Origin of the sequence: Pseudomonas lini, from assembly GCF_030812475.1 — a bacterium.
Lineage (GTDB): Bacteria > Pseudomonadota > Gammaproteobacteria > Pseudomonadales > Pseudomonadaceae > Aquipseudomonas > Aquipseudomonas lini_A.
The window spans coordinates 147,876-172,751 of record NZ_JAUSSR010000001.1 but is presented as its reverse complement, the minus strand read 5'-3'; the positions used below and the strand labels follow the sequence as shown (position 1 = coordinate 172,751).

Sequence of the window (24,876 nt, the reverse complement as noted above, 5' to 3'; positions counted from 1 at the left end):
CCGTCTGCGTTCACAGTGGACCGGGCACCGCGTTATAGTCGGGGTACTACACATTATTGCGCCCCGCCCTGCCTCGTTCAGGTCGGCGTTAACGTTCGAGGATTAGCAGATGAAGTTCGAAGGCACCCAGGCCTACGTTGCCACCGATGACCTGAAGCTGGCGGTCAACGCCGCCATTACCCTGGAGCGTCCACTGCTGGTCAAGGGCGAACCGGGCACCGGCAAGACCATGCTCGCCGAGCAACTGGCGCAATCCTTCGGCGCCAGGCTGATCACCTGGCACATCAAGTCCACCACCAAGGCGCATCAGGGCTTGTACGAGTATGACGCGGTCAGCCGCCTGCGCGATTCGCAACTGGGCACGGAAAGGGTCCACGACGTTCGCAACTACCTGAAAAAGGGCAAGCTCTGGGAGGCTTTCGAGTCCGACGAGCGGGTAATCCTGCTGATCGACGAGATCGACAAGGCCGACATCGAGTTTCCAAACGACCTGCTGCAAGAACTCGACAAGATGGAGTTCTACGTTTACGAGATCGACGAGACCATCAAGGCCAAGAAGCGTCCGATCATCATCATTACCTCCAACAACGAGAAAGAACTGCCGGACGCCTTCCTGCGCCGTTGCTTCTTCCATTACATCGCTTTCCCGGATCGGGTGACGATGCAGCGGATCGTCGACGTGCACTACCCGAACATCAAGAAGGACCTGGTCAGCGAAGCGCTGGATGTGTTCTTCGACGTGCGCAAGGTGCCGGGCCTGAAGAAGAAGCCGTCGACCTCCGAACTGGTGGACTGGCTGAAGCTGCTGATGGCCGACAACATCGGCGAAGCGGTGCTGCGCGAGCGCGATCCGACCAAGGCCATTCCACCGCTGGCCGGCGCCCTGGTGAAGAACGAGCAAGATGTGCAGTTGCTTGAGCGCCTGGCGTTCATGAGCCGTCGCGGCACTCGCTGATCCCTCTGTTCAACCAGATAGAGGGCAATAGCCATGCTGCTCAACCTGTTCAATGAAATGCGCGCAGCCAAGGTGCCGGTCTCGGTACGGGAGCTGCTGGACCTGATCAACGCGCTGAAACAGCGCGTGACGTTCGCCGACATGGACGAGTTCTATTACCTGTCCCGGACGATCCTGGTGAAGGACGAAAAACATTTCGACAAGTTCGATCGCGCGTTCGGTGCCTACTTCAACGGCCTGGAAAAACTCGACGACCACCTTAAGGCCTTGATCCCGGAAGACTGGTTGCGCAAGGAATTCGAACGTTCCCTCAGCGATGAAGAGCGTGCACGGATCCAGTCCCTCGGCGGCCTGGACAAGTTGATCGAAGAATTCAAGAAACGCCTGGAAGAACAGAAGGAACGCCATGCCGGCGGCAACAAATGGATCGGCACCGGCGGCACCAGCCCGTTCGGCTCCGGCGGCTTCAACCCGGAGGGCATCCGGGTCGGCGATGCCGGCAAGCGCCAGGGCAAGGCGGTCAAGGTCTGGGATCAGCGCGAGTACAAGAACCTCGACGATTCGGTGGAACTGGGCACGCGCAATATCAAGGTCGCTTTGCGTCGGTTGCGCAAATTCGCTCGTCAGGGTGCGGCGGAAGAGCTGGACATCGACGGCACCATCGACCACACCGCACGCGATGCCGGGCTGTTGAACATCCAGATGCGGCCCGAGCGGCGCAATACGGTCAAGCTGTTGCTGCTGTTCGACATCGGCGGCTCGATGGACGCGCATGTGAAGATCTGCGAGGAACTATTCTCGGCCTGCAAGACCGAGTTCAAGCACCTGGAGTACTTCTACTTCCACAACTTCATTTATGAATCGGTGTGGAAGAACAACATGCGCCGTACTTCCGAGCGCACTTCGACCCAGGATTTGCTGCACAAGTACGGCGCCGACTACAAAGTTATCTTCATCGGCGACGCCGCCATGGCGCCCTACGAAATCACCCAGGCCGGCGGCAGTGTCGAGCATTGGAACGAAGAGGCGGGTCATGTGTGGATGCAGCGATTCAAGGAGAAGTACAAGAAACTCATCTGGATCAATCCGTATCCGAAAGATACCTGGGGGTATACCTCGTCGACCAACATTGTGCGGGAGCTGGTTGATGACCAGATGTATCCGCTGACGTTGCGGGGGCTTGAAGAGGCGATGAGGTTTCTTTCCAAATAGAAATGCATTGCCTGTAAGGGCCTCTTCGCGAGCAAGCCCGCTCCCACAAGGATTAGCGTTGGACACACATCTTGTGAAACATCGTTTCCCCCTGTGCGGGCCCGCTCGCGAAGCTCTTAGCGTTTGACGAACCGGTGCAGATACTCGACCTGCTCCCGATGCGCCGCCTCCTGTACCAAAGTGCAGATGACGGATCACTGTCCGTTGGTGGAGATCGCGGACGAGCATTTGCTCTTGATCTTTGGGCCCTACAACCCCCGCACATCCCGATCTTCAATCGGCCGGCTCTGGCGCAGGCGTTTGCCGCCCAGCACCACCCAGTCGATCAGCCGGAACAGGCATTCGATGCCAAAGGACAGCAGCAGCGCACCGCTCATGCCCCATATCATCGCTTCCGGCGTCAGCAGGATCTGGTAGCTGTAGCCATTCCAGGTTTCCTTGCGAATCTCCGGATCCGCCGCCAGGACCACCTGCAGAAAGCGGATGTACCACGGCCCCTGCATGGCCTGGAACTGTTTATCTAGGGCCTGTCGGCGGGTCAGCAGGGTGTTCAGGCTATCGGCGTCACTGCGAAAGATCGGGTCTTCGCTGGCTCGGTAATGGGCCACCAACGCCTGCATGTCACCCTTGAAGAACTGGTTGGCAGTCCCCTGGAATCCGCTCAAGCCAGTCTGCGCTTCGATCAGATGAGCCTCGACCCGCTTGGCATAATCGCTGATGAACCCCGGCACCTGGACACCGATCAACAGGCCCGCCGCAAACAACACCAGCCGTAGGTAACTGAGCAACATGCTTGCGGATCCTTATTCGGTCTTGCCCTGGCTGACGCATTCACCGCGCCGCCACAGGCTCCATTGGCCCGGTTCATAGCGGGTCCAGGTTTCGTTTTCGGTCAAGGGTTCGGTGGCAATCACCGTGACCACGTCGTTGGGCGTGGTTTCGGCCTGGAAGTCGACGATCACATCGACATCCTTCAGGCGTGCCGGGCCAAACGGTGCGCGGCGGGTGATCTGCGCCAGCTTGGTCGAGCAATAGCAGAACAGCCAGTCGCCGTCGCTGAGCAGGCAATTGAACACGCCTTTGCTGCGGTATTCGGCGCACGCGGCCACCAGGTCCGGCAACAGTTCTTCGATTTCCACCGGCTCCGGGAAGGCGGCACGCACCCGATTGAGCACGTCGCAGAACGCCGCTTCGCTGTCAGTATCGCCGACCGGGCGGTAAAAACTGGTAATGGGTTGAAAGTCCGCCAGTTGGCCGTTGTGGGCGAAGCACCAGTTGCGCCCCCACAGCTCGCGCACGAACGGATGGGTGTTGGACAGGCAGACCTTGCCGACGTTGGCCTGGCGGATGTGACCGATCACCACTTCGCTCTTGATCGGATAGCGCTGCACCAGGTTCGCGACTTCCGATTCGCAGCTCGCTGCCGGGTCCTGGAACAGGCGCAGGCCGCGGCCTTCATAGAAGGCGATGCCCCAACCGTCGCGGTGCGGCCCGGTGCGGCCGCCGCGCTGCATCAGCCCGGTGAAGCTGAACACGATATCGGTCGGGACATTGGCGCTCATGCCCAATAACTCACACATGTTCTGACTCTCGATTCAATGCAGGGGCAAGGTTACAAACGCGGTTCGACCCGCAAACGCTGAGGGTTGCTCGGCACTGGCGGGCGACCGTACCGATCGTCGCCGGCACCGCCGAAAGGCTGGTCTTCTTCAGGTTCGTCGGCCCTGGCCGCGGCTTGGGCGGCGGCCTGTTCCTTGCGAGCGTTGGCGCTGCGCTCGATCATGAAACGGATCGCCACGAACACCAGGTAGAGGCCGAACGCGAGGATGCCGTACATGAACAGGTCGGAAATAGCCCGCCATGCGTTGTTGCCGACCTTGAACAGCAGATCCAGGGCGGTGATGGCGATGGCCGGGGCGACCTTTTCCTTCACAGGATCAATGATGGTCGGGCTGAACAGCAGCACGACCACCAGCAGTCGCAGCGGCTCACGCAGCCAGCGCCACATCCAGCGGGTCATGCGCATCCACACTAACAGGCAGCCTAAAGCGGCGAAGGCGTAGAGGCCCCAAGCGATCAGATAGTCGTTCTCGGTCATGGTGTCCATGGCAAGGCAGGCAAAGAGGCGCTTATAGTAACGACTTTTCGCCCATCAGGCTTGTCCCAATACCTGTTGGTCAAGACACTGAACCTGTGGGAGCGAGCTTGCTCGCGATAGCGGACGGCCAGCCGACATTGATGGTGAATGTACTGACGTCATCGCGAGCAAGCTCGCTCCCACAGGTTTCGCAGTGGCTCCATGACCTGCATGCTGTCTGCAAATCTCTGTTTCGTACATCGCCCGAGAGCCATTCATGCCCGAATCCGCCAACATCCTTAACGCCCCCGTCGCCCGCAAGGCCGAAGGCGATGACCCGTATGCCTGGCTCCAGGAGCGCGACACCAACGCGGTGCTCGACTACCTGAAAGCGGAAAACCATTACCAAGAGGCGCAAACCGCCGATCAGGCCGGGCTGCGCGAGACCCTGTTCGAAGAGATCAAGGGCCGGATTCTCGAAACCGATCTGTCGCTGCCCTCCCCCTGGGGGCCGTACCTGTATTACACGCGCACTACGGCGGGTGACGAATACGCTCGCCATTACCGCTGCCCGCGCCCGGCCGACGACAGCCTGCTGCTCGACGAAAGCCATGAGCAACTGCTGCTGGACCCGAACGAACTGGCCAAGGGCGGCTTCTTTTCCCTGGGCGCGTTCAGTATCAGCCCGGACCACCAACGCCTGGCCTACAGCATCGACTCCACGGGCGATGAGATTTTCACGCTGTTCGTGAAGGAATTGTCCAACGGTCGTGTCAGCGAACTGGAATTCCAGGACTGCGACGGCAGCATGACCTGGGCCAACGACAGCCTGACGCTGTTCTTCGGCGAACTGGACGACACCCACCGCCCGCACAAACTGTACCGCTATCGACTCGATGGCACGGCGGCCGAAGAGGTGTTCCATGAACAGGACGGGCGATTCTTCATGCACTGCTACCGGTCCAGTTCCGAGCAGCAATTGCTGCTGTCCGTGGGCAGCAAGACCACCAGCGAAGTCTGGGTGCTTGACGCGTTCCAGCCGCAGCAAGCCTTTGTCTGCGTAGCGCCGCGGGTTGAAGGCCATGAGTACGATGTCGATCATGGTGTGCTCGATGGTGTCTGGACCTGGTTCATTCGCACCAATCGCGACGGCATCAACTTTGCCCTGTACACGGCCGTCGATACCGGCGTCGCGCCGACCCTGTCCGATTGGCAGAACCTGATTCCCCACAGCGACACCACGATGATTGATGGCATGAGCCTGAACGCCGAGGCCATGACCCTGAGCCTGCGTGAGGGTGGCTTGCCGATCATCGAAGTCCACCCGCAAGACCTGCCGAGCTATCGCGTGCAACTGCCGGATGCGGCCTATAGCCTTCACGTGCAGAACAGCCTGGAATTCGTCAGCGACAGGATTCGCCTGCGCTACGAAGCGTTGAACCGTCCGGCACAGATCCGTCAGCTGGGACTGGCGACCGGCGAGCAGAAAGTCCTCAAGCAAACCCCGGTGCTGGGCCCGTTCGATGCCGATGCCTACGTCAGCCAGCGTCTGTGGGCGACGGCGCCCGACGGAACGAAAGTGCCGATCAGCCTCGTCGTCAAACGCGAAGCCCTCGGCAAGCCGACTCCCCTTTATCTGTACGGCTACGGCGCGTATGGCGAAAGTCTCGACCCGTGGTTCTCCCACGCGCGCCTGAGCCTGCTGGATCGTGGCGTGGCGTTTGCCATCGCTCACGTGCGTGGCGGCGGTGAGTTGGGCGAAGCCTGGTATCGCGCCGGCAAGCAGGAACACAAGCACAACACCTTCAGCGACTTCATCGCCTGCGCCGAGCACTTGATCGACAACGGGTTGACGACGCCAAGGCAGCTGGCAATCAGTGGCGGTAGCGCCGGTGGATTGCTGATCGGTGCCGTCCTCAACATGCGGCCGGAGTTGTTCGGCGCCGCAATTGCCGAAGTGCCGTTCGTCGACGTGCTCAACACCATGCTCGACCCGGATCTGCCGTTGACCGTCACCGAGTACGACGAGTGGGGCAATCCGCAGGAACCGGACGTTTATGAACGGATCAAGGCTTACGCCCCGTACGAAAACGTCACCGCGCAGGCTTATCCTGCGACGCTGGTGATTGCCGGCTACAACGACAGCCGCGTGCAGTACTGGGAAGCGGCCAAGTGGGTGGCAAGGTTGCGTGCGACCAAAACCGACACCCATCCCTTGCTGCTCAAGACCGAATTGGGTGCGGGGCACGGCGGGATGAGCGGGCGGTACCAGGGACTGCGTGACGTCGCGCTCGAATATGCGTTTGTTTTTAACGTCTTGGGCATTGCCTGAGCGAATTGGCACGGTTGCCCGATCTCGGGCACCGGGCCGATGGCCCATCGTCCTCGCCTTAACCGCCCGGCGATTTGATCTTCGTGCTGTTCTGCTCCAGCCCCGGCAACGTCTGGTCCTTGGGCGGGCTGGGCATTTCGATCGGCGGCAACAACGGCGGACCGCCACTGCCGGGACCGGCCTTGGGCACGCTGATCGGGGTGATTTGCGGGTAAGGCGTCGGCGTCGCGGTACCGGGCGAACCGGGCAATGGCCCGGGGCTGGTGGGAATGGCGGGTTGTTCCTGGGCCTGCACCGCAGTTATCGAGAGCGCGGCCAGGGCAATGACCGTTAGAATGGTGCGCTTCATCATGGCTCCGTTGGCCTTGTAGTCTTTTTGCAGGCTACTCCCAACCGCCGCTGATTGCCTGCCCCTGATTGTCGAATTCCCCTCAAGAGAGCCCCAATGAAACGTTTCGTTCTGCTCGACACCACTCCGATTCCTGAAAATGGCGGTGCCCTGTGCCTGTTCGAATACGGTGAGGATTTCGTCATCAAGATCCAGGGGGGCGATGGCGGGCAGTTGATGAACACGCGCATGCACGGATCCGAAGACGCCCTGGCCGAGATCCCGTGCCGCAAGGTGGCGGGCCGGCCGAATTCGCGGGTGTTGATCGGTGGCCTGGGCATGGGCTTCACCCTCGCCTCGGCGCTCAAGCATCTGGGCAAGACCGCTGAAGTGGTAGTCGCCGAACTGGTGCCCGGCGTCGTGGAATGGAACCGTGGACCGCTGGGCGAGAAAGCCGGCAATCCGCTGCTCGACCCGCGCACGGTAATCCGCATGGAAGACGTGGCCAAGGTGCTGCAAGCCGAGCCACAGGGCTTCGATGCGATCATGCTCGACGTCGACAACGGCCCCGAAGGCCTGACCCAGAAGGCCAACAGTTGGCTCTATTCCGCCGGCGGCCTGAGCGCCTGCGCCAAGGCCTTGCGCCCCAAAGGCGTGCTGGCGGTGTGGTCGGCCAGCGCTGACCGACAGTTTTCCGACAAGCTGAAAAAGGCCGGTTTCAAGGCAGAAGAGGTGCAAGTCTTCGCCCACGGCAACAAAGGCACCCGCCACACCATCTGGATTGCCGAGAAGCTCAAGGGCTGAGCTAAACTCACTTCATAACCGTCATTAGTCTTTTTACAAAGGTGAACCCATGAGTTCGTCCACCCCAACCAATACATCGAAGCTGGACCGCATCCTCGCCGACAACCAGCGCGACAAGGAAATGGGTTACCGCGACAAGGCCCTGAAGATGTATCCGCACGTGTGCGGCCGCTGCGCCCGCGAGTTCTCCGGCAAGCGCCTGAGTGAACTGACCGTGCACCACCGCGACCACAACCACGACAACAATCCGCAGGACGGCTCGAACTGGGAATTGTTGTGCCTGTATTGCCACGACAATGAACATTCGCGGTATACCGACCAGCAGTACTTCGGTGAAGGCTCGCTGAGCTCGCCGAAGATCGCCAAGGCGACGCATAACCCGTTTGCGGCGTTGGCTGGACTGTTGAAGAAGGACGACTGACGTTGGCTCGTCGGTAAGGACCTCTTCGCTGGCAAACTCCTACAGTGGATTTTTGTTGAACTCGGATTTGTGTATGCCTCCGATCAACTGTGGGAGCGAGCCTGCTCGCGATGGACTCAAGAGCAACGCGTTGATTCAGACAGCACGCGTCATCGTTGTCGTCCATCGCTGGCAAGCCAGCTCCTACAGGGTTTTGTGGTGGTCACACATGTTCGATTTAACAATCACCACAAGTCCCCAAACCGGACACCCCTCCCCCAATCGCCGTATAATCGCGCTTTTTCCCCGAAGGCACCCCGCTCGTGGCAGACAAACGGTACAGCTGCATTGGTTTGTATAACCCGAAATCCCCGGAAAACGTCGGTTCGGTCATGCGCGCCGCCGGTTGTTATGGCGCCGCGTCCGTGTTCTACACCGGCAAGCGGTATGAACGTGCCGCAGACTTCGTCACCGACACCAAGCGCGTGCACTACGACATTCCACTGATCGGCATCGACGACCTGAAGAAAATCCTGCCCCTGGGCTGCGTCCCGGTCGCGGTGGAACTGGTCGAAGGCGCCCGTTCGCTGCCAGAGTACACCCACCCGGATCGTGCCCTGTATATCTTCGGCCCGGAAGACGGATCGCTGGATCAGGAGATTCGTGACTGGTGCGAAGACGTGATTTACATCCCGACCACCGGTTGCATGAACCTGGCGGCCACCGTCAACGTCGTACTGTACGACCGCATGGCCAAAGGCCTGAATACCCGCTCGGGGCCAAAATTTCGCTGAATCACAGCACATCCGATGGAACAAGCCGCCCGCCTCGGCAGTCAGCTTATTTATCTATTCTTGAAGCAGCCCGTCCAGCCAGGAGACAGATCATGAGCGAACTGACACGCGTAGAGCGCATCGAATCCACCCCGTTCCAGACTCATTCCGACCATAACGTACAGGGCTGGGAGCGCATCGGCTCGGTAGCCGGTGGCGTGGTGATGGTCACCAAGGGCCTGCGGCGCGGCGGCATATTCGGGTTGATTCAAGTGGCGATCGGCGGCGTGGCGCTGGCGCGCGGGATTACCGGGCACAGTTCGGTCAAGAGCCTGTTGGAGAAGAGTCGCCAGGACATGAATAACGTGCGGGCGAAGATCGAGCGGGCCGGGGAAGAATTGGGGCGGCTGAAGGCGAATGCCGACGCGGCGACCAAGACGGCTACCGTGACCGGGAATGAATCTTTGACGTCGCCCAAGACCGGGGTTTGATCCCGGATTTGATCCCGGATTTGTAGTGGGGCTTATGGCCTCTTCGCTGGCAAGCCAGCTCCTACAGGTTGCGTTGGCGTACACAAGATAGGTGATCACCGCCAATTACTGTAGGAGCTGGCTTGCCAGCGAAGGCGATATTACTGAAGCAACTCGGTATCAAGAACCTTGGAGGACTCGCCAATCACGCTCTCGGCGAGCTGAACGAATTCCTTGGTGTCCACACCCTCCATACGCATCGCCCCACGCAACACATCATCCAGCGAACGCTTGTTGCGGGTTTTCAGGCGAATCTCGCCGTCCAGCTCCTGCAGCACCAACACCGCCTTTGAAACCTGTGCCGGGCTCATCTGATCACCGCGCAACGTCGTCACCTTCTGGCCGTCCTTGATTAATTTGCCGTGCAAGCTCTCATAGCGCTCATCACTCATGCCACCCGCCCGGCGCACCAGTTCGATCGCGTAATACTCGGCAAAGCCTTCGCTGATCCAGTCACTGCGCTGGCGGTCGTTGATCCGGCCGAACACCTGGGCCAATTCACGCACCACCGCGCTGGTGCCATTTTCGCTGACCAGCGGCAGACGTGTATTCAAATAGATGGAATCGCGCGCCGCCAGGCTGCCGCGCCACATCGGGTCATTGCCGCCGACGATCAGCAGCTTGGCGGGATGACGCGGGAACACCGCCTGCGCTTGCGGCCAGACAAAGGTCAGCAGCGTCAGCACGTCCATGCGACGCATGCCCTGGCCTCTGGGCGAGGCGACGGTGACTGCGGTTTCTCCCAACCGGGTGCGGCGACTGCCAAGGTGGCCGGCGAGCATCCAGCCCGTGGGCCGGTCGAACAATCGGGAGACGTTATCGATGCGAAACTTGTTCTTGCCGATCCGCGGCCAGGCGGTTTCGACGCTGTTCCAGCCGCTGGGCAACTCGAATGCCAGGCGTGACACCAGCTCGATGCCGTCCTGCTGATCGAGTCTGGCGGCCGGCACCAGATCGTCGCCGCGCATCAGTGCCCAGGTCGGGGTCATGCGAGTATCGAAGCTGCCGCTCTTGCGGCCGTGGCTGACCCGCACGCGATAGGTCAGGCTGGCCTTGTCGGTGGCGGGCCGCCAGACACCGCGCACCGACTTGCCCGGTGTGAGTTGCCATTGGCCATCGGCCTTGAAATCGCTGTAGTGGCTGCCATCGCCCAGGTCGAAATCCAGACTGCGTACCGCCGAGCCCCGGGCCAGGGTCAGGCGCACTTCGGCCTGATCGCTTTGCGGCAACAGGCGCACGTGATAATCCAGATCGACCTTCTGCGCCGCCCACACCGGCGAGCCCAGGGCCAGCAGTGCGACGGCCAGCGCCCGGCGCAATCCCATAGCCATACATGCTCCTTGGTGAAACCTTAACCCGCCCGGAAAATCAGATGGTCTTCCCAATCCTCTTCGGCCACGCTGCCTTCGGCGAGCATGCGCCCGGATTGTGAAATTCGTTCGTGGTGCACGGCGTCACGATCACCGCACACCAGGTGATGCCAGAGCGGCAGGTCCTTGCCCTCGCTGACCAGTCGATAACCGCAAGTCGGTGGCAGCCACTTGAACGCGTCGGCCTTGCCTGGCGTGAGCTGGATGCAGTCCGGCACGAAATCGCGACGGTTGGGGTAATCGGTGCACTGGCAGGTTTTCAGGTCCAGCAGCTTGCAGGCAATGCGCGTGTAATAGACGGAGTTGTCTTCTTCATCCTCGAGCTTTTGCAGGCAGCACAGGCCACAGCCGTCGCACAGCGATTCCCATTCCTCTGGATCGAGTTGATCGAGGGTTTTGCGCATCCAGAACGGTTCGACTTTAGCGGCCATGGTTCAACATCGACATCAGGTGGTGAAAAGGCCGCCAGTCTAGTGCCAAGGCCCTTGCGGGCCAAGCATTGGCGACTGCCGGTCGACGGGGCTTGTCAGTTTTTGCGCCGCCCAGTAGCTTTGCCAGTCGCAAGGAGCCAGACCCGCGTGCCATTAACGCTCGACCGCGTAGCATTCAGGCGAACTGCCCAGGCTCAAGAAACCTCAACGCTCAGCTCAACTGCGCCCGCAGGTTTCTGACGTCCCTCACTTCCAACCCTAGCAAGGAACCTCTTGATGAGCGCTAATCCACGCGTTGCCGACCATGCCATTCATCCTCAGTTCACCGATCGCTGGTCGCCCCGGGCCTTTACCGGCGAAACCATTCCTGTCGAAACCCTGTTGAGCTTCTTCGAAGCCGCACGCTGGGCACCCTCGGCCTACAACTCGCAACCCTGGCGGTTTCTCTACGCGCGTCGCGACACGCCGAACTGGGAGCGTTACCTGGGGCTGCTGAACGAATTCAACCGCAGCTGGGCGCAACACGCCTCGGCGCTGGTGATCGTCGTTTCGAAAACCACCTTTGTGGCGCCTGGCGCCAGCGAAGAAACCCCGGCCCTGTGGCACACCTTCGACACCGGTTCGGCCTGGGGCCATCTGGCGCTGCAAGCGAGCATCAGCGGCTGGCACACCCACGGCATGGCTGGTTTCGATCAGGAACTGGCCCGCAAAGAGCTGAACATTCCCGAGGGCTACGCGCTGCATGCAGCGGTGGCGATCGGCAAACTGGGCGACAAGGCGAGCCTGGCGGAGTACCTGCAAGCGCGTGAAGCGCCGAGCCCGCGTCGTCCGTTGAGCGAATTGGCGGCCGAGGGTGATTTCACCCTCTAAGCCACACCCCCCTGTAGGAGCTGGCTTGCCAGCGAAGGCGGCCTCAAGCCTTGCCGCGGCCATGAAAACGCCTTCGCCGGCAAGCCGGCTCCTACAGGGTTCATGGTGAACTCAATACCCGCGATTGAAATCCACTTCCCCGCGCAACGCCTCGCCCGCCTCATACGCCCGCAGGTTCTCGACAAACAACTTCACCATCATCGGTGGCGAAGTCGGCGCCGAACTGTGCCCGGTCAACAGCAAGCCCCAGGCGGTCCAGAACGGGTGACGTTGCGGCAGCGGTTCCTGACGGCAGACGTCGATCACGGCGCCTGCCAGATGCCCTTCCTTCAAGGCTGCCACCAGATCCGCATCGACCACCGCCACGCCGCGCCCGACGTTGATGAACAGGCCGGTCTGCTTGAACTGCTTGAACAGCGCGGCGTCGTACAGGTCATGGGTGTTGGGCGTGTTCGGCAACAGATTGATCACGTAATCCACTTCAGCGACCAGCCGCGGCAAGTCGGCCAGTGCCCCTACTTCGATAAACGGTGCCTGTTCGCGGGCCTCGCTGGCGATGCCATACAGCTGCACACCAAACGGCAGCAGGAACTGCGCCACGGTCTGGCCGATGTCACCGGTGCCGACGATCAACACCTTGCGCCCTGCCAGGCTGTGCCCCTGGCGGCTGTCCCACTTGCGCTCGACCTGGCTGACCAGTCGGGGCAGCACTTCGCGCTCGTGGCCGAGCATGTAGGTCAGCACGTATTCGGCCATCACCTGGCCGAAAATCCCCACCGCCCGGGTCAGGCGATAGTGCCGCGGCAAGCCGTCGGCCAACAGTGGAGTAATGCCAGCCCAGGTCGATTGCAGCCATTGCGGTTGGTGGCCCTGGCGCAGCAGCGTCGCCAGCAAATCCGGCTGCCCCAGCCAGACCGGACAATCGGCAGCCTGGCTGGCCAGTTCGGCGGAGTCGCCGCTGGTCAGCACTTCCAGGTCGGGCGCTGCCTCACGCAGCAGTTGGGCGTATACCGGGTGGTCGTGTTCAGCAATCAGAACGCGCATGGTTCAAACCTTTCGAAAACAGTGCAGACGACCGCCGATGAAGTCATGCTCCATCGCTTTGGCCATCGCCAAATTCAATTCCAATGACTCAAGAGAAGGCTCTTTACAGTAGCCCGGATGCCCTGCCGATCACATCGGGTCATTGCGTCGCAGCAATTCTTCCGGCAAATGTTCGATGTATTCGTCCTCGGCCGGCGGCATCTGCAGGTGATAGCCCTGCTTGTCGAGGTTTTCCAGGACCAGGGTGATGTCTTCGCGCGACAGTTTGCGCTCGGGGCTCAGCACCAGGTCGAAGGCGTGATGGGGTTTGCCGAAGGCGGCCATCAGGCTTTCCGGGACGCGCTCCAGTGCATCGCTTTTGAGCACGTAGAGGTACATCTCGTTTTTCTTCAGGCTTCGGTAGATGGAGCAAATACGTTTCAAGGCTGTTCTCCGGCGGTGGCCAGGCTGTCGAGCAGCGCCTGGCCCATCAATTCGCGGCGCCAGCCACGCAGCGAATCAGGCAATTGGTATGGACCATTGGGGAAACCGCTCTTGAGCAGCGCTTCCAGGGTTTTCTTGCGCAGCATCAATTCCGGGGCGATGTTCAGGCGTTCGGCTTCAGCCTGGCCGATCGCCCGCAGCTGTTTGACCAGCGCGGCGGCCTCCACCGGCAATGGCTCCGGCACAGCTGGCGGCCATTGATCCGGCGACACACTGCCAGAGCGCTTGATCAGATCAAGCAGAAACTCGCCGTCCTGACGCACGGTACGCGGGTGCATGTCTTCGATTTTCGCCAGCGCGCCCAGGTTGTCCGGTTGAGTCCGCGCCAGCGGCCACAGGGAATGCTCACGGACAATGCGATTGCGCGGCAGATCGCGGGCGCGGGCCTCGCACTCGCGCCAGGCGCAGAGCTCACGCAACACGGCGAGTTGCGCGCGGGACAGTTTCCAGGCCAGCTTGGCATCGCGATAGACCTCGTACGGGTCGATTTCGCGGCGCAGGTTGGCCACCAGCTCGGCACCGTCTTCCAGGACCCAGGCGTACTTGTCATCAGAAAGCTTCGGACGCAACTGTACGAAAACTTCCGCCAGGTGCAGGGCATCTTCGGCGGCGTAGCTGATCTGGGTGTCGGAAAGCGGGCGTTGCAACCAGTCGGAACGGGTCTCGCCCTTTGGCAGGTCGATGCCGAGCACTTCCTGCACCAGGCGCGAATACCCCATGGAAAAACCCAGGTTCAGGTAAGCGGCGGCCAGTTGAGTGTCGAACAGCGACGCCGGCAGGCTGCCGGTCAGGCGCAGCAGAACTTCCAGATCCTCGCTGCAGGCATGCAGGACTTTGACCACGGCCGGGTTTTCCAGCAACGCGGCCAACGGCTGCCAGTTGTCGATGGTCAGCGGGTCAATCAGGTAAGCGCGTACGCCATCGCCAATCTGCAGCAGGCCTGCAATCGGATAAAAGGTGTCGACCCGCATGAATTCGGTGTCGAGGGCAACGAACGGCAGCTGCTGCCACTCGGCACAAAACCGACCGAGGCTATCGTTGTCGCGAATCCAGTGAATATCGATGGCCACACGGCTCTCCCTTGAAGAATGGCACGCAGTATATATCGCCACAGACGATTTCCACGCATCCACTGAACAAGAGCTTTAGCGAAAATACCTGCCTGTTAGCAAGAAATGTCTGACAAAGGGAGGTTATCTGGTCTTACGCAGCACATAGACTCGCATCCTTGCACAACCGGGCAGGAAATCCTGATGGCTGAGCAGGCGTAAACCCACCTGCAAGAATTGCGCTTCAATTTCGGCCTTGCCAGGCAACTGGCGGGGTTGGGCAGCCTCTGCCCCGCGCCGCCGAAGCTTGAAATGCGCATCAATGCGTACTGCCACTATCACGGTATCGCGGCTGACCCGGTGAAACTCCTTGAGCATGGCCAATCGATGCTCGGCACTGTCGATGTGTTGAAACAGTTGCATGCAAAAAATGCAGTCGACTGCGTTCGCTGATAAATCGATGGCGAAGGCTGAACTCTGAAAGGTCTTTATCCGCTCGAGCAGCTTCTGCGGATGGTGGGTCTGGGCGTGGTTGAGCATGTCCCGGGATGGATTGGACGCGAGGATTACCCGGTTGGCATGCTCGGCCAACACCGGCCAGTAGCGCCCGGCGCCACAGACAACATCGAGAACCAGGCCCGGCTCGCCCGCCACCTTGAGCGCGTTGCGCACCAATTGCTCGTCGCGCCAGAACGTCAAGCGCCTCCCCAGGCCATGCGGTCGCGACTGAAGGCAGACGCGGGCGTGTTCCTGGTCGTAGCGCCGGGCGAACTCCAGTTCGATGGCGGATGGGGATTGCGCGGACATGTGAAATGACTCTTGTAGGAATAGGTACCCATCGCAGGTTAGCGAGCGGCGCGTGAAAAAAAGGTCGAAAGCTTCATTCCTTGGCCAGCACACCGTCGATCACCGCACCGCGGCAACCGGCAAACAGATCCAGATCCTGGTTGTAGACCTTGCTGTGGATCTCCAACAGACCGAGCATCGAATGGAACAGGTTGTCCTGGCTCAAGGGTTCTTCACGGCTCAGTTGCAGGCAGTGGGTGTCCACCGAAAACGACTTTTGGTAGCTGTCGGAGAACCAGGCGAGCATTGCGACATGCTTTTGTTGTTCCGGCGCCAGCAGGTAAGGCGTTCCATGGAGGAACAGGTTGTATTCGCCCAGGGACTCGCCGTGATCCGACAGGTACAGCATGGCGGTATCGACTTTGTCCTGGTTGCTGCGCAACAGATCGATCAGGGTCGACAGTACGTGGTCGGTATACACCAGGGTGTTGTCGTAGCCATTGACGATACTTTCGCGACTGCAATTGTTCAGCGCGTTGCTGTCGCAGACCGGGGTAAAGCGTTCGTACTCTTTCGGGTAGCGCTTGAAATATTCCGGACCGTGACTACCCATCTGATGCAACACCAGGACCGTGTCCTTATCCAGGGTGTCGATGAAATGCTGCAGGCCCTGCAGGAGTATTTCATCGCGGCATTCATTGTGGGCGCATAGCAGCGGATCCTTGAGGTTGCTGACGTCCTCGAGGGTGACCCGATCGCAGGTACCTTTGCAGCCCGACTGGTTGTCCCGCCAGATCACGTCCAGGCCTGCGTGCTTGAGCACATCCAGCAAGCCCTCTTCGTTCTTCGCGGTGCTGGCGTTGTAAGCCTTGCGGCCCATGTTGGAGAACATGCACGGTACCGATACGGCTGTTTCCGTGCCGCATGAATGCACATCGGTGAACGCGATCAGGCCGACCTCTTTATCAAGCTTTGGCGTGGTATTGCGGTCATAGCCGAGGATGCCGAAATTCTCGGCCCGGGCGCTTTCGCCCACCACCAGTACGGTCAGGGATTTGCGGGCGTGGGTTTGCCAGGCCAGGTTTCTCTCAGCGTCTTCACCTACTTTGACAAAAGGTTGCCGCGCGGAGACCACTTGTTCGCGCAAGTAGCCGGCCGCGGCACCGATGTAGTTACTTGGCACCACCATCAAGTGCAACTCATGGTGATTGCGAAACAATGAAGACAAGCCCTGGTAGTTGAGCAACGCCACGCCGCCCATGACGGCCACCGAGGCGATACTCACCAGCACTTTACTTAACATTTCACGGTGCCAGCGACGATAACTTATCGGTGTCTTGCACAACAACCAGGACGGGAGAATCCCCAGCAGTAAAATATAAACTAATAATTTTATCGAGAGTAAGTCGCGCACTTCCGTTGCATTGGTTTGTGCAAAATTACGCAACATGCCAATGTCAATCAGCACGCCATATTGACTCATGAAGTAAGCCACGCCGGCACTGACCATGAAGATCAGCGTCAGCATCGGTTTCATCACGGCCCGGAAAGCCAGCAGGGTCAAAACAAGGTTAAACGCGGCGAGAATCATCACCCCGAAAGCCGCGCGCATGAGCAGGCCGTTGCCGTCAGACGCGGTGATTGCAAACAGGTGTTGCCAGAGCACAAGATTGAACGCCGTCAATAACAAGGCGCTGGCAATCAGTGTCACCCACTCGGGGCGCACGGCTTTAATCTTCAACATGATGGTTGGCTGTTCCTGAAAAGGAGTGCCGTCGATCAATATGAAAATTTCATTGACCGCGACTGCACAAACTTTAAGCAGCCAACCATCAATTTTTTGTGAAAAAGAAGCCAACGATTAGTTGGCTCCATGGACTATCTCAAAACTTTCAGCTTATTTGAGAATGGTTCAGGCCTGGTTCAGGTACCAGCGCCAATCCTGCTCACCGACCTCGCCCATGAACTGTCGATATTCGGCACGTTTCACCGCCAGGTACACGCCGAGAAAATCGCCTCCGAACGCTTCCCGCGCCCAACTCGAACCTTCCAGCGCCCGTAACGTCGTCAGCCAGTCGGTCGGCAACAGTTCCCAGGCCTGGGCGTAACCATTGCCCTCCACGGGTGCGCCCGGGTCGAGTTGCTCGCGAATGCCGCGATGGATACCGGCCAGGATCGCCGCCGCCGCCAGATACGGGTTGGCGTCGGCGCCACAGATACGATGCTCGATATGGCGCGAGAACGCCGGCCCGCCGGGTACTCGCAAACTCACGGTGCGATTGTCCACGCCCCAGGTCACCGCCAGTGGCGCATAGCTGTTGGTCTGGAAACGGCGGTAAGAGTTGGCGTTGGGACAGAACAGCAACAACGAATCGAGCAAAGTGCCAAGCATCCCCGCCACAGCCTGTTTCAGCAGTGGCGTGCCGTCCGGCGCTTCGCTGGCGAACAGATTATTGCCGTCCTTGTCCGCCAGGCTGACGTGCATGTGCATGCCGGTGCCTGCCAGGTCATCGAAGGGTTTGGCCATGAAACACGCCGTCATCCCGTGCTTGTGTGCCACGCCCTTGACCAGCCTTTTATAACGCACTGCTTCGTCCATCGCCTGCAAAGCGTCAGTGCGGTGTTCGAGAGTGATCTCCACCTGCCCCGGCGCGTATTCGGAAATCGCCGTGCGCGCCGGAATGCCCTGGAGTTTGCAGGCGCTGTAGAGGTCGGCCAGGAACGGTTCGATCTGCTCCAGTTCCCGCAAGCCGTAAACCTGAGTCGCACGTGGACGCCCGCCATCGGCATCCCGGGCCGGCTGCGGCCGACCGCTGTTGTCGCGCTGCTGATCCAGCAGGTAAAACTCCAGCTCCGCCGCCATGACCGGGTAATAACCGTCGGCCTGCAAACCTTCGATCACTTTCGCCAGCAGATGCCGCGGGTCGGCAATGGTCGCGGGCATGCCCTCTTTCGGGTGCATGCTGACCTGCACCGCCGCCGTCGGAATCAATCGCCACGGCATGCGCGTCAGACTGCCGCTGATCGGGTAGGCCCGGCAATCGATATCACCCACGTCCCAGACCAGCCCGGAGTTTTCCACGTCATCGCCGTTGATGGTCAGGCCGAGGATAGTGCTCGGCAAGGGCCGCCCGCTTTCATACACCGCCAGCAATTCATCGCGGTGCAGCAACTTGCCCCGGGGTACACCGTTGTTGTCGATGATGAACAACTCGAACATTTCAACATCCGGGTTCTGTTCGAGAAAGGTCAGGGCTTCTTGCGTGGAGGCAAAGGAGGTCGTGGCACAACGCATGGGAGTTCTCTTTTTCCGTGTCAGGGGGGCGCGCAAAGCACCCACACTTTAATCTCGCGCATGGCATGAGATCTGTAAGGACAATCAGCAGGGAAAGTAAGAATCCGGTGGGCGCGCGTGACGACAATGCCACAGCGCCCAGAAGGCGAGCTTGGATGGAAGTGCGATTGGACAATTGTCCATGGAGAAGACCGCGGTAAACAGATGAGCGGCAGCGTCACACGGGTGGTCAAGTCGTTAAATCGGGATTTGAAGAACTTTGGGTGTGGGTTGGCTAAACAATCACAGTCCCTGTAGGAGCGAGCTTGCTCGCGATGGTCTTTAACGATAACGCGTGCTTACTAGCTAAACGCGGCGCCCTGCAGGAGCAAGCTTGCTCGCGATGGTCGCCAACGATGACGCGTGCTTACTAGCTAAACGCGGCGCCCTGCAGGAGCAAGCTTGCTCGCGATGGTCGCCAACGATGACGCGTGCTTACTGGTTAAACGCGGCGCCCTGTAGGAGCAAGCTTGCTCGCGATGGTCGCCAACGATGACGCGTGCTTACTGGTTAAACGCGGCGCCCTGCAGGAGCAAGCTTGCTCGCGATGGTCGTGAACGATAATGCGTATTCACTGGTTAAACGCGGCGCTCTTGAGTCCATCGTCGGAACGCCGCCCGGAGCAAGCTCGCTCCTAAAGGGGATCGTGTTCCGGCCTAGGTATTTGATTTTTAAATACCCCCCCGGACTTTCTGATTTGCAGCCCGCAGTCCTCTTGCGCCTAATTGGCCCCCTTGTCATCCAGGGTCCGATCGATGGAAAACGTCCGCGCAACATCCCGCCCTGCCCTATGGCTGATGGTCGGCATCATTCTGGTCGCCCTGAACCTGCGTCCCTCCATGGCCGCCGTGGGTCCACTCTTGTCCGCCATTCGCGGCGACATCGGGCTGAGTTTCAGCCTGGCCTCGCTGTTGACCATGCTCCCGGTGATGGCGATGGGGCTGGCGATGTTCTTTGGTCTCAGGGTCAGCCAACGACTCGGGGAACAGCGCACCGTAGTACTCTCGTTGCTGATTATCGGCGTGGCCACCGTGTCGCGCCTGTTCCTTGATACGGCGGCCGAACTGATCCTCAGCGCCGTACTGGCCGGTATCGGTATCGCGCTGATCCAGGCCGTGATGCCAACGCTGATCAAATCCCGTTTCAGCGATCATGTTTCCGTGTGCATGGGGCTCTATGTCACCTCGATCATGGGCGGTGCCGCCATCGCCGCATCGTTTTCACCGCTGGTGATGACACGGACCGGCAGCTGGCGCGTGGGCCTGGCGATCTGGGCGGCGCTGGCGCTGGTGGCGTTGCTGTTCTGGTGCGGCCGACGCTCGGGGATGCCCACGCCGGTGTCGGTGTCACCCCACGACAAATCCTTCTTCAGCAATTCCCGCGCCTGGTTGCTGGCGATCTTCTTTGGCCTCGGTACAGCGTCCTACACCTGTGTGCTGGCCTGGCTGGCGCCGTACTACGTGGAAAAGGGCTGGAGCGAACAGAACGCCGGGTTGCTCCTGGGTTTCCTGACGGCCATGGAAGTGTTGTCCGGCCTGCTGACGCCGGCCATCGCCAACCGCAGCCGCGACCGGCGCCGGGTGCTGGTGGCGTTGCTGGCACTGATCATGGCCGGGTTCTGCGGGCTTATTCTCTGCCCGCAATACTTGAGCCTGTTGTGGCCATGTCTGTTGGGGTTGGGCATCGGCGGGTTGTTTCCGATGAGCCTGATCGTGTCGCTGGATCACTTGGACAATCCCCGGCGGGCCGGTGGCCTGACCGCTTTCGTGCAAGGCATCGGTTACCTGATCGCCGGTCTCTCGCCGCTGCTGGCGGGGATCATCCGCGACCAACTCGGCAGCTTCGAATGGGCCTGGTGGTCACTGACCGGCCTCATGGCGCTGATGATCCTGATGGTCCTGCGCTTCGATCCGCGGCATTTCGCCAGACACATCCACTGATCCGGAACGGGCCTGGGGCGCCAGGCATCGGCACACGGGCGCTGTCGATGCCCAGCCGCCGCGCAGCGCCTGCCAGCGTTCAACGCCGAAGGCTTATGGCGACGACCTCACAATGATCCGCGAAAATGCCCGCAAGGCATTTTCCTGGCCCCCCTGTTCCGTTAGGATCTTACGCACACGTTTGCGCATGGTCGGCGCAAGGAACGCAATGAGACGGAATGGATGCTGAACAGCAATTTGCTTAGAAAGCTCGACATGCAGGATCTCATGGTGTTTGTCGCCGTGTACGAGCAAAGCAGCGTTACCGGTGTAGCCGAGACACTCTGCGTCAGTCAGTCCACCGTGAGCTACTGCCTGAAAAAGCTGCGCACCGGCTTCGAAGATGAGCTGTTCATCAATACCCGCGCGGGCATGCGCCCCACCTGCAAAGCCAGCACCATGTACCCCCATGTGCTGAAGATCCTGGAAAACATCAACCTGTGTCACGCCGGCACCCAGACGTTCGACCCGACCTTGCAGGCGGTCACATTCAACCTCTGCGCCCCTGAGTACTTCGAACAACTGATCTTGCCACGCCTGCTGAAACGCTTCGATTTCGCCGGCCTGCCGGTAATGATCAATATGCACAAGTTCGAAACCGACATCCCGGCCGAGGCACTGCGCGATGGCAGCCTGGACCTGGTGATGTGCTTCGGCCCCCATTTCCATCGTAGCCACAGTGATCTCAAATCCCGGATATTGCTGGAAGATGACCTGGTCTGTGTCTTCGATAAGCGCGCCACACCGCTGGAGCCACGTCTAAGCCTGCAAGCCTTCGTCGCGCGGCGGCATGTGTTCCCCACACCTTGGACGTCTTACACCAACATGGTCGATGGCTGGCTGGCGCAGCAAGCGCAAAAACGACAAATCGTCGCCCGCGCCAACAGCTACAGTGCTGCGCTGAAAATGATCACCGGCACCGAGTTCATCGTGACCTTGCCCCGACGGATCCAGCAATTGCTGGCCAGCGAGGCGATCTTCAAGCATTGCGAAGCGCCCAACGGCCTGCCGGGCTTCACCCTCGACATGCAGTGGACGCAAAATGCCGATCAGGACAGCGCCAATGCCTGGTTGCGCGAGCAAGTGGCCCAGGCCTGCATCGAGCAGGAAAAGGCCTGAGACTCAGTGACCGGTCAATCCAAACGGCGACACAGATAAGCCTGGGTCTGATACGGGAATTCAATAGTTTCACGCCCCCGCAACGACGGGTGGGTTTGGATCAGATTCTGCAACTGCGCGGTAACTTTCGCCATTTCGGAAGGAGGTAGCGCTGCGATGAAACTTACCGACAGAATCCGGTCAATGATAACTTCCTTGGCACTGCCAGTATGTGTGTAGCGAAAGCAGGTCAGTTCAGGGTCAGAAAAGTAATGCCCCGTGAATGGCAATCGCCAGGCGCCGGTATGAAAGCGCGGGGTATCGCCTTCGTACGGGGTAATGATGTCAGTGATGGCCGCCACCCAGTCCACCGACTCATCGCGCACGTTCCAAATCAGCCCCAGTCGGCCGTTCGGTTTTAGCACTCGATAAATCTCGGCAAGGGCCGCTTCATTCGCAAACCAGTGGAAGGCTTGGGCGCATATCAATGCTTGCGCCGTTCCTGACTCTACCGGGATAGATTCGGCCGTGCCCTTCAGGACTTTTATGTTCGCCAGTTCCTTAGCAAACTCTGCTCGCATAGCATCAACGGGCTCGATTGCGACAATATCGCTCCCCATGGAGCTCAATATTCGGGTGAATTTGCCAGTGCCGGCCCCCAAATCAATAACCGATGCTCCCGGATGGATGTCCAGTGCATCTCTAAGCCAAGCTTGTAGTTCGATGGGATAGCTTGGGCGGCCCTTGGCATAGGTGCTGGCTTGCGATGAGTAACCGAGCTGGGCAACTTTTTGAATATCTGCCATGAGTAGCGACCCGCGTACTTAATTGAAGAGAAGCTGATCAGCGATGCGAAACAAATCAGTGGTTAATAGCCGTCTTGACATAGGACTCACGATCGATGTCGAGAATTTCCACGGCCAGCTGGACTTCAATGCCAGTTGGCCATTGACACAGGTCCTGCAACACCGCCAATAGACTGTCCGACAATTGCTTCTTGATCTGCCCTGAGCGACCGCTCAACAACGCCAGCTTCACATGCACGAACGCCCGCTCAGCCATTGCAGTACCGACCTTGAACGTGTCGATCTTTACTGCCCGGCTCTTGATATCGAATTCGGCGGCGAACTGACCGGACACCACCAGCGCATTGTTGAGCCGGATCAAGGCCACGTCTGCGTTCAGCTCGGGCAGGTTGGCGGTGTATTCCATGTGCAGATGAGGCATTACGTTGCTCCTGAAAGTGGGTGAAAGGTTTTACATATAGCACAGCGGCGCCCTGCTCACTCGGGCAGCGGCAACAGCGCGCGCTCACCCATGAACGCCTCAAGCCGCGACCGCAACCAGCGCTCGGCCGGATCGGTATCGACATGGCTGAGCCAGACCATCGACAGGTCCAGGGTCGGCGCCTGGAACGGAAACGGTTCCCTGAACAGCACCCCGGACGCGGCCATCGCTTCGGCGGTGTAATCCGGCAGGCTGGCAATCAGGTCAGTCCCGGCAAGCAAGGCCGGCAACGAACTGTATTGCGGCACTGAGAGCACCACATGGCGGGTCCGGCCAATCTCTGCCAGCCACTCATCGGCGTAGCCGCTGACATTGGCGGTATGGGACACCAGCACATGGGGACGCTGGCAATATTCATCGAGGGTCAGCGGCGTATCGGACGCATCGGCGCGCAAGATATTGGGCTGGATATGCCGCAGTAACTTGCGCTTGGCATTGGCCGGCAGCCCGCGGGTCTGGCTGATACCCACGGTGATATCGCCAGACGCCAGCAAATCCGGAATCCGCCAGTAATCGACATGCTGCACCACGAACACCACCTTCGGCGCTTCCAGGCGCAAGGCGCGCAACAACGGCGGCAGCAAGCCGAACTCGACATCGTCGGACAGCCCGATACGGAAGGTCATGGTGCTGCTGGTGGGGTCGAAATCATGGGTCAGGCTCAAGGCCACCGACAACGAATCCAGCGCCGGCGACAGGTGCCGAATGATCTCCTCGGCCCGCGCCGTCGGCTCCATGCGATGGCCGACGCGAATGAACAGCGGATCGTTGAACATCGTGCGCAAACGGTTGAGTGCCGAGCTGATGGTTGGCTGACCGAGAAACAACTTTTCGGCCACCCGAGTGACGTTGCGTTCAAGCATCAGCGTTTCAAACACCACCATCAGGTTGATATCGGCCTTGCGTAGCTCGTTGCGATTCATCCCCTGCCCTCGATCCCCGAATCTGCCGACAGTTTAGGTAGGTGTTGCAATCGGCGTCTATCGACTCAAGCCGTTTGCGTGTAAGCCAGATGCAGACCGCAGCTTCGTCTTACATACCCTTGCCGAGGGGGATATCGAGGGTAAAGGTTGCGCCCTGTCCGGCCCCGTCGCTGTGCACGGTCAAGCTGCCACCCATTTCCCGCGCGGCTAGCGCGCAGCTGTGCAGGCCGAAACCGTGACCGTCTTTGCGAGTAGTGAAGCCATGGGAAAAGATACGTGTCAGGTCCTCTGGCGCAATCCCATTGCCGTTGTCGGCCATCGTGATACGCAATACTGGCCCGTCAGCGAGGAAGGCGCCGAACGTGATGCACGGGCTGCGATCGGTCACGCCGTCCAACGCCTGCCTGGCATTGCTGATCAGGTTCACCAGAATCAGCAGCACCCGGTGCCGGTCCAGCGACTGCAGGGGCATATCGGCAATTTCCTTGAACACCGTCAGCTCCTGGCGCGCCAGTGATCCGGCACTCATGCGCAAGGCATCATCGATTAACTCTGAGACCGGCACTGTCTCGACGACACTGACGGCAACGGCATAGGACTGCTGGGCAGCGACAATGGTTTTGATGTGGTCAACGCCCTTGGTGAGTCGCCCGAGTTCTTCGATGATGCCCTGTTGTTCTGCCGTCACCACCTGCGCCAGCTTGAGCAGGTAGTCGGGCAGCATCTTTCCTTTATGGTCTCTGGTGAGAAAATCGCTCAGGTCATTGACGTGTTCGTTCATCAGCTGAGCCACCCTGCCCAGCCCCTGGGC

The 24,876-nt window shown here is 59.9% G+C and carries 25 protein-coding genes and 1 pseudogene; 10 read left to right on the top strand and 16 right to left on the bottom strand.

The window, feature by feature from the left end; translation table 11 throughout:
* Positions 1-109: 109 nt before the first annotated feature.
* Together J2W17_RS00895 and J2W17_RS00890 are read left to right on the top strand one after the other, a co-directional pair.
* Entirely contained in the window at positions 110-955 is an 846-nt protein-coding gene (locus J2W17_RS00895; RefSeq protein ID WP_307327759.1) for an AAA family ATPase, read from the top strand.
* Between the two features lie 33 nt (positions 956-988).
* Positions 989-2,167, top strand: a complete 1,179-nt coding sequence (locus tag J2W17_RS00890) for a vWA domain-containing protein (RefSeq protein WP_307327756.1) — start codon at positions 989-991, stop codon at positions 2,165-2,167.
* Between the two features lie 248 nt (positions 2,168-2,415).
* On the opposite strand, the gene J2W17_RS00885 is transcribed toward J2W17_RS00890, so the two are convergent.
* From J2W17_RS00885 to J2W17_RS00875, 3 genes are read right to left on the bottom strand one after another with little or no spacing between them, the layout of a single operon-like run.
* The gene (locus J2W17_RS00885; RefSeq protein ID WP_150766662.1) at positions 2,416-2,958 is read right to left on the bottom strand and encodes a DUF2937 family protein; all 543 of its coding nucleotides are present in this window, start codon (positions 2,956-2,958) and stop codon (positions 2,416-2,418) included.
* A 12-nt stretch (positions 2,959-2,970) separates the two neighbouring features.
* On the bottom strand, positions 2,971-3,747 hold the full coding sequence (locus J2W17_RS00880) for a class II glutamine amidotransferase (protein ID WP_307327752.1): 777 nt from the start codon (positions 3,745-3,747) through the stop codon (positions 2,971-2,973).
* A gap of 32 nt (positions 3,748-3,779) precedes the next feature.
* Entirely contained in the window at positions 3,780-4,274 is a 495-nt protein-coding gene (locus tag J2W17_RS00875) for an MFS transporter (RefSeq protein ID WP_307327749.1), read from the bottom strand.
* A gap of 247 nt (positions 4,275-4,521) precedes the next feature.
* Between J2W17_RS00875 and J2W17_RS00870 the strand changes: the two genes are divergently transcribed.
* Positions 4,522-6,576 (top strand): S9 family peptidase, encoded by a 2,055-nt coding sequence (locus J2W17_RS00870; RefSeq protein ID WP_307327746.1) that lies wholly within the window; start codon positions 4,522-4,524, stop codon positions 6,574-6,576.
* A 58-nt stretch (positions 6,577-6,634) separates the two neighbouring features.
* Here the strand turns inward: J2W17_RS00870 and J2W17_RS00865 are convergent, their stop codons facing one another.
* Positions 6,635-6,925 (bottom strand): hypothetical protein, encoded by a 291-nt coding sequence (locus J2W17_RS00865; RefSeq protein ID WP_307327743.1) that lies wholly within the window; start codon positions 6,923-6,925, stop codon positions 6,635-6,637.
* A gap of 96 nt (positions 6,926-7,021) precedes the next feature.
* Between J2W17_RS00865 and J2W17_RS00860 the strand changes: the two genes are divergently transcribed.
* From J2W17_RS00860 to J2W17_RS00845, 4 genes are all read left to right on the top strand, one after another.
* Positions 7,022-7,708 (top strand): spermidine synthase, encoded by a 687-nt coding sequence (locus J2W17_RS00860; RefSeq protein ID WP_007898703.1) that lies wholly within the window; start codon positions 7,022-7,024, stop codon positions 7,706-7,708.
* Positions 7,709-7,757: 49 nt separating this feature from the next.
* Positions 7,758-8,129 carry a YajD family HNH nuclease gene (locus J2W17_RS00855; RefSeq protein WP_307327739.1) on the top strand — a complete coding sequence of 124 codons (372 nt, stop codon included), beginning with the start codon at positions 7,758-7,760 and terminating at the stop codon, positions 8,127-8,129.
* Between the two features lie 302 nt (positions 8,130-8,431).
* Complete coding sequence (locus J2W17_RS00850; RefSeq protein WP_307327735.1) at positions 8,432-8,902, top strand: RNA methyltransferase; 471 nt, start codon at positions 8,432-8,434, stop codon at positions 8,900-8,902.
* 92 nt (positions 8,903-8,994) lie between these two features.
* On the top strand, positions 8,995-9,372 hold the full coding sequence (locus J2W17_RS00845) for a YgaP family membrane protein (protein WP_307327732.1): 378 nt from the start codon (positions 8,995-8,997) through the stop codon (positions 9,370-9,372).
* A 140-nt stretch (positions 9,373-9,512) separates the two neighbouring features.
* On the opposite strand, the gene J2W17_RS00840 is transcribed toward J2W17_RS00845, so the two are convergent.
* Together J2W17_RS00840 and J2W17_RS00835 are read right to left on the bottom strand one after the other, a co-directional pair.
* Positions 9,513-10,742 carry a hypothetical protein gene (locus J2W17_RS00840; RefSeq protein WP_307327729.1) on the bottom strand — a complete coding sequence of 410 codons (1,230 nt, stop codon included), beginning with the start codon at positions 10,740-10,742 and terminating at the stop codon, positions 9,513-9,515.
* 20 nt (positions 10,743-10,762) lie between these two features.
* Entirely contained in the window at positions 10,763-11,212 is a 450-nt protein-coding gene (locus J2W17_RS00835) for a YcgN family cysteine cluster protein (RefSeq protein ID WP_307327726.1), read from the bottom strand.
* A gap of 276 nt (positions 11,213-11,488) precedes the next feature.
* Between J2W17_RS00835 and J2W17_RS00830 the strand changes: the two genes are divergently transcribed.
* Complete coding sequence (locus J2W17_RS00830; RefSeq protein WP_307327724.1) at positions 11,489-12,082, top strand: nitroreductase family protein; 594 nt, start codon at positions 11,489-11,491, stop codon at positions 12,080-12,082.
* 111 nt (positions 12,083-12,193) lie between these two features.
* Here the strand turns inward: J2W17_RS00830 and J2W17_RS00825 are convergent, their stop codons facing one another.
* The 6 genes from J2W17_RS00825 to J2W17_RS00800 form a co-directional block, all read right to left on the bottom strand.
* Positions 12,194-13,126, bottom strand: coding sequence for a D-2-hydroxyacid dehydrogenase (locus J2W17_RS00825; RefSeq protein WP_307327721.1), 933 nt, complete (start codon positions 13,124-13,126; stop codon positions 12,194-12,196).
* 129 nt (positions 13,127-13,255) lie between these two features.
* Positions 13,256-13,549 carry a YcgL domain-containing protein gene (locus J2W17_RS00820; RefSeq protein WP_307327718.1) on the bottom strand — a complete coding sequence of 98 codons (294 nt, stop codon included), beginning with the start codon at positions 13,547-13,549 and terminating at the stop codon, positions 13,256-13,258.
* Positions 13,546-14,679 carry a ribonuclease D gene (rnd, locus tag J2W17_RS00815; RefSeq protein ID WP_307327715.1) on the bottom strand — a complete coding sequence of 378 codons (1,134 nt, stop codon included), beginning with the start codon at positions 14,677-14,679 and terminating at the stop codon, positions 13,546-13,548. Before rnd ends, J2W17_RS00820 begins: the two co-directional genes overlap by 4 nt.
* Positions 14,680-14,802: 123 nt before the next feature.
* The gene (locus tag J2W17_RS00810; protein ID WP_307327712.1) at positions 14,803-15,465 is read right to left on the bottom strand and encodes a class I SAM-dependent methyltransferase; all 663 of its coding nucleotides are present in this window, start codon (positions 15,463-15,465) and stop codon (positions 14,803-14,805) included.
* Between the two features lie 73 nt (positions 15,466-15,538).
* Positions 15,539-17,188 carry a phosphoethanolamine transferase gene (locus J2W17_RS00805; protein WP_307327709.1) on the bottom strand — a complete coding sequence of 550 codons (1,650 nt, stop codon included), beginning with the start codon at positions 17,186-17,188 and terminating at the stop codon, positions 15,539-15,541.
* A gap of 168 nt (positions 17,189-17,356) precedes the next feature.
* On the bottom strand, positions 17,357-18,739 hold the full coding sequence (locus J2W17_RS00800; RefSeq protein ID WP_307327706.1) for a glutamine synthetase family protein: 1,383 nt from the start codon (positions 18,737-18,739) through the stop codon (positions 17,357-17,359).
* A gap of 794 nt (positions 18,740-19,533) precedes the next feature.
* Between J2W17_RS00800 and J2W17_RS00795 the strand changes: the two genes are divergently transcribed.
* Together J2W17_RS00795 and J2W17_RS00790 are read left to right on the top strand one after the other, a co-directional pair.
* Complete coding sequence (locus J2W17_RS00795; RefSeq protein WP_307327703.1) at positions 19,534-20,718, top strand: cyanate transporter; 1,185 nt, start codon at positions 19,534-19,536, stop codon at positions 20,716-20,718.
* 222 nt (positions 20,719-20,940) lie between these two features.
* Positions 20,941-21,876, top strand: a complete 936-nt coding sequence (locus J2W17_RS00790) for a LysR family transcriptional regulator (RefSeq protein ID WP_307327700.1) — start codon at positions 20,941-20,943, stop codon at positions 21,874-21,876.
* Between the two features lie 14 nt (positions 21,877-21,890).
* On the opposite strand, the gene J2W17_RS00785 is transcribed toward J2W17_RS00790, so the two are convergent.
* From J2W17_RS00785 to J2W17_RS31235, 4 genes and pseudogenes are all read right to left on the bottom strand, one after another.
* Positions 21,891-22,661 (bottom strand): class I SAM-dependent methyltransferase, encoded by a 771-nt coding sequence (locus J2W17_RS00785; RefSeq protein WP_307327697.1) that lies wholly within the window; start codon positions 22,659-22,661, stop codon positions 21,891-21,893.
* A gap of 55 nt (positions 22,662-22,716) precedes the next feature.
* On the bottom strand, positions 22,717-23,082 hold the full coding sequence (locus J2W17_RS00780) for a 5-carboxymethyl-2-hydroxymuconate Delta-isomerase (protein ID WP_307327694.1): 366 nt from the start codon (positions 23,080-23,082) through the stop codon (positions 22,717-22,719).
* Between the two features lie 56 nt (positions 23,083-23,138).
* Entirely contained in the window at positions 23,139-24,065 is a 927-nt protein-coding gene (locus J2W17_RS00775) for a LysR substrate-binding domain-containing protein (RefSeq protein WP_307327691.1), read from the bottom strand.
* Positions 24,066-24,174: 109 nt separating this feature from the next.
* Positions 24,175-24,507 (bottom strand): annotated as a pseudogene (locus J2W17_RS31235) (ATP-binding protein); the annotation flags it as partial.
* Between the last annotated feature and the right edge of the window lie 369 nt (positions 24,508-24,876).